The sequence below is a fragment of the Ruegeria sp. BE10 genome, assembly GCF_056538905.1.
In genome coordinates, this window is sequence record NZ_JBQFTX010000017.1 from 1 (window position 1) to 5,956 (window position 5,956).

5 protein-coding genes are annotated in these 5,956 nt (G+C 62.9%); 1 reads left to right on the forward strand and 4 read right to left on the reverse strand.

Annotated elements, in window-relative coordinates:
- Window positions 1–2: 2 nt before the first annotated feature.
- A complete protein-coding gene (locus ACR0M2_RS20555) occupies window positions 3–272 on the forward strand; it encodes a spike base protein, RCAP_Rcc01079 family (protein ID WP_226689899.1) in 270 nt (89 codons plus the stop codon).
- Window positions 273–357: 85 nt separating this feature from the next.
- On the opposite strand, the gene ACR0M2_RS20560 is transcribed toward ACR0M2_RS20555, so the two are convergent.
- The 4 genes from ACR0M2_RS20560 to ACR0M2_RS20575 form a co-directional block, all read right to left on the reverse strand.
- Window positions 358–1,524 carry a nucleotide sugar dehydrogenase gene (locus ACR0M2_RS20560; RefSeq protein WP_480706879.1) on the reverse strand — a complete coding sequence of 389 codons (1,167 nt, stop codon included), beginning with the start codon at window positions 1,522–1,524 and terminating at the stop codon, window positions 358–360.
- Window positions 1,525–1,685: 161 nt separating this feature from the next.
- Window positions 1,686–3,101, reverse strand: coding sequence for a polysaccharide biosynthesis/export family protein (locus ACR0M2_RS20565; RefSeq protein WP_170551231.1), 1,416 nt, complete (start codon window positions 3,099–3,101; stop codon window positions 1,686–1,688).
- The gene (locus ACR0M2_RS20570) at window positions 3,091–3,753 is read right to left on the reverse strand and encodes a YjbF family lipoprotein (RefSeq protein WP_480706881.1); all 663 of its coding nucleotides are present in this window, start codon (window positions 3,751–3,753) and stop codon (window positions 3,091–3,093) included. The genes ACR0M2_RS20565 and ACR0M2_RS20570 overlap by 11 nt, the downstream gene beginning before the upstream one ends.
- A complete protein-coding gene (locus tag ACR0M2_RS20575) occupies window positions 3,750–5,780 on the reverse strand; it encodes a YjbH domain-containing protein (RefSeq protein ID WP_480664525.1) in 2,031 nt (676 codons plus the stop codon). The genes ACR0M2_RS20570 and ACR0M2_RS20575 overlap by 4 nt, the downstream gene beginning before the upstream one ends.
- Window positions 5,781–5,956: the final 176 nt, after the last annotated feature.

Genomic DNA, 5,956 nt, shown 5'->3' on the forward strand with positions numbered 1-5,956 from the left:
TGATGAGCATGAACCCTTTTATCAATCGCGTTTCCAGCCTTTCGGGGCCTGCGCGTGATGTTTTGCCTGTTGCGCCGTCGGATGTGGCGGATTTGTCGGATGTGGCGATTGGTCTTTATGTTGAGGCGGGCGGGGCCGTGGTGATGACCACGGTGCGAGGGGAGACGCGCACCGTTCAGGTGACGGATTTTTCGATCCTGCCGGTGGGGGTTACGCGTGTGCATGCGACCGGCACGACGGCGTCGGGCATTCATGCGCTTGTGCTGACGTAAGGTATCCGCCGTTCACGGCGCACAGCCCTGCCACCGACTTCCGGCGGCGGGGTTTTTTTGTATTCTCAAAACCCCTCTGTCGGGATCAGTCCGCGCCAAACAGATCGCGTGTGAAGACCTTGTCGCTGACATCGCGGATCTCGTCCGAGATGCGGTTGGCGAGGATCAGGTCGGCCTGCTGCTTGAAGGCGTCAAGATCGCGGATCACCGGTGAGTGGAAGAAATGATCCTCGCTCAAAACCGGTTCATAGACGATGACCTGGATGCCCTTGGCCTTGATCCGCTTCATGATGCCCTGAACCGAGCTTTGGCGGAAATTGTCGCTGCCTTCTTTCATCACCAGCCGGTAGATGCCGACGGTTTTGGGCCCTTTCATCAGAATCTGATCGCTGAGGAAATCCTTGCGGGTGCGGTTGGCATCGACGATGGCGCGGATCAGGTTCTGCGGCACATGGTTGTAATTGGCCAACAGCTGTTTGGTATCTTTGGGCAGGCAATAGCCGCCATATCCGAACGAGGGGTTATTGTAATGCGCGCCGATGCGCGGGTCGAGGCTGACGCCTTCGATGATCTGGCGCGGGTCCATGCCGCCGGCCAGGGAATAGCTGTCGAGCTCGTTGAAAAAGGCCACGCGCATGGCAAGGTAGGTATTGGCGAACAGCTTGATCGCCTCGGCCTCGTCGGGGTCGGTGAACAACACCGGCGCATCTTTTGAGACTGCTCCTTCCAGCAGCAGCTCGGCAAAGGTCTTGGCCCGGTCCGAGCGTTCGCCGACGATGATCCGGCTGGGATGCAGGTTGTCGTGCAGCGCCTGCCCCTCGCGCAGAAACTCTGGCGAGAAGATCACATTGTCGGTGCCAAACCGCGCGCGGGCATCGGTGACAAAGCCCACGGGGATGGTGGATTTGATCACGATGACAGCATCGGGGTTCACTCTGGTGACCTGGTCGATCACCGTATCGACCGAGCTGGTGTCGAAATAGTTGCTGCGCGGATCATAATTGGTCGGGGTGGCCACAACGACAAAATCCGCCCCGCCAAACGCGGCGTCGGGATCGGTGGTGGCGGTCAGGTTCAGCGCTCGGTTGGTCAGGAAGTCGGTGATATCGGCATCCTGGATCGGGCTTTCGCGCTGGTTGAGCATGTCCACGCGCGCGGCGGACACATCCAGGGCAACAACGTCGTGGTTTTGCGCCAGCAGCACGGCGTTGGACAAGCCAACATAGCCAATCCCGGCAATCGCGATCTTCATATCTTGGTTCCTTGTGTACCCAGGGTCGGCACGCCCGGTGCGACCATAATCGTGTTTTTGGTGTGTGATAAGCTTTTGAAAGACGTGAAGGCAATGAACCGGCCCGGGCGGCCAGCGCGCTTGTGCTGATTGGGCGCGATGGCGGTGCCCGGGTGGGTGTCTTAATTTACCGCGGCATTGATTGGCGTCGTGACAAGGGATGGGGTGATCTGGCTGATGGTGCGGCCCCATTTTGTGACAGGGTTTTCCGCGATGAAAATGATGTCGTTCGAGCGCAGCTGGAATTGCGCGGCCAGGGTCAGCTGTGCGGCGTTGCGGATATCAAGGTGCCAGGCGGTGACGGCGCCGAACTCGCGGGCGTCGGTTGCGGCGCGCAGCACATAAACCTCCGATGCGTCGCCGGTTTCCTTGGCGATGCCGCCGCCGGTGTCGAACAGCGCATCGGCCAGGGTGGCCGCGTGGTTGAACGGCAGGGCATAGCGGCCCTGGGTGCGGACCTCGCCGGACAGGTAGACGTAATCGCGATCAACCGCGTCCAGTTCGATGGACTGAACAAAGTTGTTGCGGCGCTCATCCAGATCGGCGCGGCGCAGATTGACGGCCACGTTCAGCTCTTGCAGGGCGGTCTGGCGGCCTTCCAGCACGGTCTCGCGCAGGGCGATCTGCTGGGCAAAGAAGCGCTCGGCCCGGTCCAGATCATAGTCGGTATCGACAAAGACCGAGTCATCGGCGATCAGGTTGAGGTTCTGCAAGGCGGTGCGCGCATACAGATCTTCCAGTGGGATCTGATACATCTGCCCGTCGCGGTAGATGCGCACCGAGGAATTGTCGATATCGCTGACCGAGACCGACCCGGCGGCCGACAGCGCCTCGCCCAGGGTCAGCTGGGTCAGGGTGATGGGCTGGATGCCGGGTTGGCCGACGGCGCCGCCGACCGAGACGCGGCGGGAATTGAATTCGGCAATTTCCAGGCTGAAGGTGGGGTCGATCTGGTTTTCCACCAGACGCTGGAACAGCAGCGCCTCGGCCTCATCCACGGTCAGGCCGACCAGCCGCACGCGGCCGACATCCGGGATGTTGATCGAGCCGTCATCCTGCACGGTATAGCCGTTGCGGCTGTTCTGCGCGGCCAGCAGGCCCGACAGCTCTCCGGCGGTGCCTTGGGTGGATGGCGTGGACAGCACCAGCACGTCGCCGATGCCAATGGTGTAGGGGCCGGGGTTCACTTGCGGTGGCGGGTCCAGCTGCAGCCCGGCGCGTGATCCGTCCTGGGTCGAGGGCGCCTCGGGCAGGGGGCCGGTGCCGCGCAAGCTGGTGGAGGAGCCGGAGCCTGCCGACAGACCAAACACCGAAGGCAGGGTTTTGGGCGCATAAGGCGAGCGGTTGGCCACCAGCACGGTCTCGGGCGTGACCGGCACAACGCGGACCTTGCCGGCATCCGACACGCCTGCGGTCACCGAGGGGCTGCGGTAGATGGTTGAACATCCGGCGATCAGGCCGCTCAGGGCCAGCGCACTGAGAAGAAGGGGGAAATGGCGCACGCGCTGTCCTTTGCTGTTCAAAATCTCAACTCTCATCGGGCACCACCTTTATGACCATGTTGCCCAGGAAATCGCCGGTCCATTGCGAGGACTGGACGATGCGGCCGGTGCTGCCCTGCACCCAGTAAATGTTGCTGAAGGTCTCGGCCACCCCATAGCAATCCTCTTGCCGCTTTTGCGCGGCAACGGGCGTGCCCTGCAACACCACCGGGTCAGACCCCAACGGGGTGATCCGGCAGCGATAGGCGTGCAGCTCGATCTCGTCATTGCCGTTGAGAAAGCTGTGGAACCGCTCGGCCCGGCCCGAACCGCCGCTCAGGATCAGCGCCGCGCTCTGGCTGACATCCGATCCGGCCAGACCGCCGCCGAACCCCTTGGCCGAGGTCAGCAACCCCTGATCCAGCGTGATGGTGGCGCCATCCGCACTCAGCCAGGTCTGTACCCCGGCGCGCTCGGTCTCAAGCAACATGACCCCGGCCAGATCGCGGGCGGGAAAGCCGACTTCAAGCCGCGGCGGGATCGGGCGGCGCGCGGCCAGCGCCTGCGCGCGCGGATGGAACCGGGGCGCATTGGGAAACAGCGCCCCCTTCAGCAGATCGACATCTTCCTGCGCGTCGCCGCAGGAGATCAGCATCAGGGCCAGCAGGGCCAGCAGGGCCAGCAGGGCAGGGCGGCGCAGGGCTGTCATCGCCAGAACCTCCCCCAGCCGCGCGACAGGTCCTGCGCGCGGGCCTCGCGGGTGACGCCATAGAGCCGGTTGCGCACATGCAGTCGCGCGCCGCCATCGCGCAGAACGGGGCGGATGGTCTGAGCGATCTTGTTGCGCGACGGACGCCCGGTCAGCCATGAGACCGGGATTTCCAGCCGGATACCCTTGTCGAACGAGCCTTCGCCGAACTCTTCCGAGCTGACATTGGTCAGGGTAAAGAACGCTCCGACCTTGAAGCCGTTGTTGAACTCGCGATCCAGCGTGAAGGTGGCGCCATAATCGCCCGCCAGGTAACGCCCGACATCGACCTGCGCGTGATACTCGCCCGGCAGATCGTAATAGGCCGAGACATGCCCGGTGGCGACGGAATAATCCTGAAAGCCGAACAGCACGTCGAAATCGCGTTGCACCGCATAATTGGCCTCGGCCCCCAGCGCCAGGCGGCTGTTGGTGGGATACCACAGCAGTTCCGCCGACAGCCCGCCGAACATGGTCTCGAGATAGCCCAGCGTGGTGCGGGCATAAAGGTTCGTGCCCGGCCGCCACAGATACTCGCCGGTCATATGTTCGATCCGCAGGTTGGATTCGCGGGCATAGATCGCCCAGTCTGAGCGCACATGCGGCAGCGGCGAATCCGAGACCCGGGTGCTGTCATCCAGCGTGCTGAGGATCGGCAACCGCAGCCCGGTTGACAGGGTGAAGCCCGGCGAAAGCGTGTAATCCAGCCCCAGCGCGGCGCCCACCTCGTATCGCAGCGGGTCGTCGGGGTCGAAGAAGGAAAAGTTCAGATACGGCCCAAACCGATAGGAAAAATGCGGGTAAGCATCGCTGAGGATGCCGCCCTGTACCAGCGGCAGCGTGTCCGACACCTCGGCCCGGGCAAAGCTGCGCCAGGCATTGTCGGGGTCGTGTTCCAGCTCATACAGGTCGTCGCGATTGACCCGCACCGCGCTCAGCGGCACGCCGTTCGACATCAGAGCGATGTCGAAATGCTCGGTCTGGGCGGGTTCTTCATTGGCCAGCACGCGGGCGGTGCGCCCCAACGCCTGGGCGGCCTGACCATAGGTGGTGTTCTCGACCCCGACCTGAACCGTATCGCCGGTCTCCGACAGATAGACCAGCCGCAACCCTTCCTGCGCCAGCGCGGCCTGCATCCGGGACCGGATGTCGCCGGTCGCGCGGTCCGCTGTTGCGGCAGCAGTCTGGGATCTGGGCTGCAACGGCGGTGGCGCGGCACCTTGTCCGCCCGGCGCCACCGATTTGCGCGGGTCGACGAAATAGCTCAGCGTCAGCCCCAGCGTGGAGCCATAAAGAAAAGATGTGGTCAGCTGCGTGCCATTGTCGAACCGGTACTGGACCCCGACATTGATCGGGGATCTGACCCGGAAACTGTCGTTGACCGCTTCCTGGCTGTACAGATCGGGGGAATACTCGGCCAGAAAGGTCAGCCGGTCATTATATTGCCAGCTGGCGCCCCCAAACAGCGCCGCATCGCCACGGAACCAGTTGCCGAATTCCAGCTCACCGCCCTGACCGTTCGAATTTGGCGGCGGCCGGGTGTCGAACCGGCTGCCAAACACACCCAGCGGGTTCGAAAACGCGCCCCGCCCCGCCATGCGGCCCCAGCCGATGCCACCGGTCAGCTTGAGCCGGTCCTGAAAGGTCTTGGTGGCCACAAAATACTCGGCGGCATAGACGCCGGTACCGCCAAAATCGCGCAACCCCATCACGATGGCCGGGCTGTGCCGGCTTTCCTCGCGCAACCGGAAATGGATGTCAAAGCTGCGGTCATACCGGGTGGTGTCGGGCCCATCCAGCCTGTCGATCACCGCATAGCGGAAGCTGCCATGCACCCAGGGCAGCATCTGGAACGTCATCGTCCCCCGCCCGCTATTGCGCAACCCCGCAGCGGTGAACACCAGCGCCCCGTCATCGAACATCTCGGCGGTCGGGATCTCAAGCAGGCCGGGTGTGCCATAGGTCGAAACAGACTGCGCCTGACCCATGCCCGCCGCACCCGCACATACCAACGCCAACAGGCTTCTCAACCTCAAAGACACCGCTCGAATCTTCACGTCAATCTATCGCTTTTTCGATCGGCGCCTCACTAACAACTTTCAATACAAACGTCCCGAAACAAACCGCCAAAAAAATATCCACAAAACACCTTGTGGCAATTCTG

Bases quoted from the DNA above. Each gene is read 5' to 3' on its own strand.
- ACR0M2_RS20555 (WP_226689899.1), top strand. From the start codon at position 3: ATGAGCATGAACCCTTTTATCAATCGCGTTTCCAGCCTTTCGGGGCCT.
- ACR0M2_RS20560 (WP_480706879.1), bottom strand. From the start codon at position 1,524: ATGAAGATCGCGATTGCCGGGATTGGCTATGTTGGCTTGTCCAACGCC.
- ACR0M2_RS20565 (WP_170551231.1), bottom strand. From the start codon at position 3,101: ATGAGAGTTGAGATTTTGAACAGCAAAGGACAGCGCGTGCGCCATTTC.
- ACR0M2_RS20570 (WP_480706881.1), bottom strand. From the start codon at position 3,753: ATGACAGCCCTGCGCCGCCCTGCCCTGCTGGCCCTGCTGGCCCTGCTG.
- ACR0M2_RS20575 (WP_480664525.1), bottom strand. From the start codon at position 5,780: ATGGGTCAGGCGCAGTCTGTTTCGACCTATGGCACACCCGGCCTGCTT.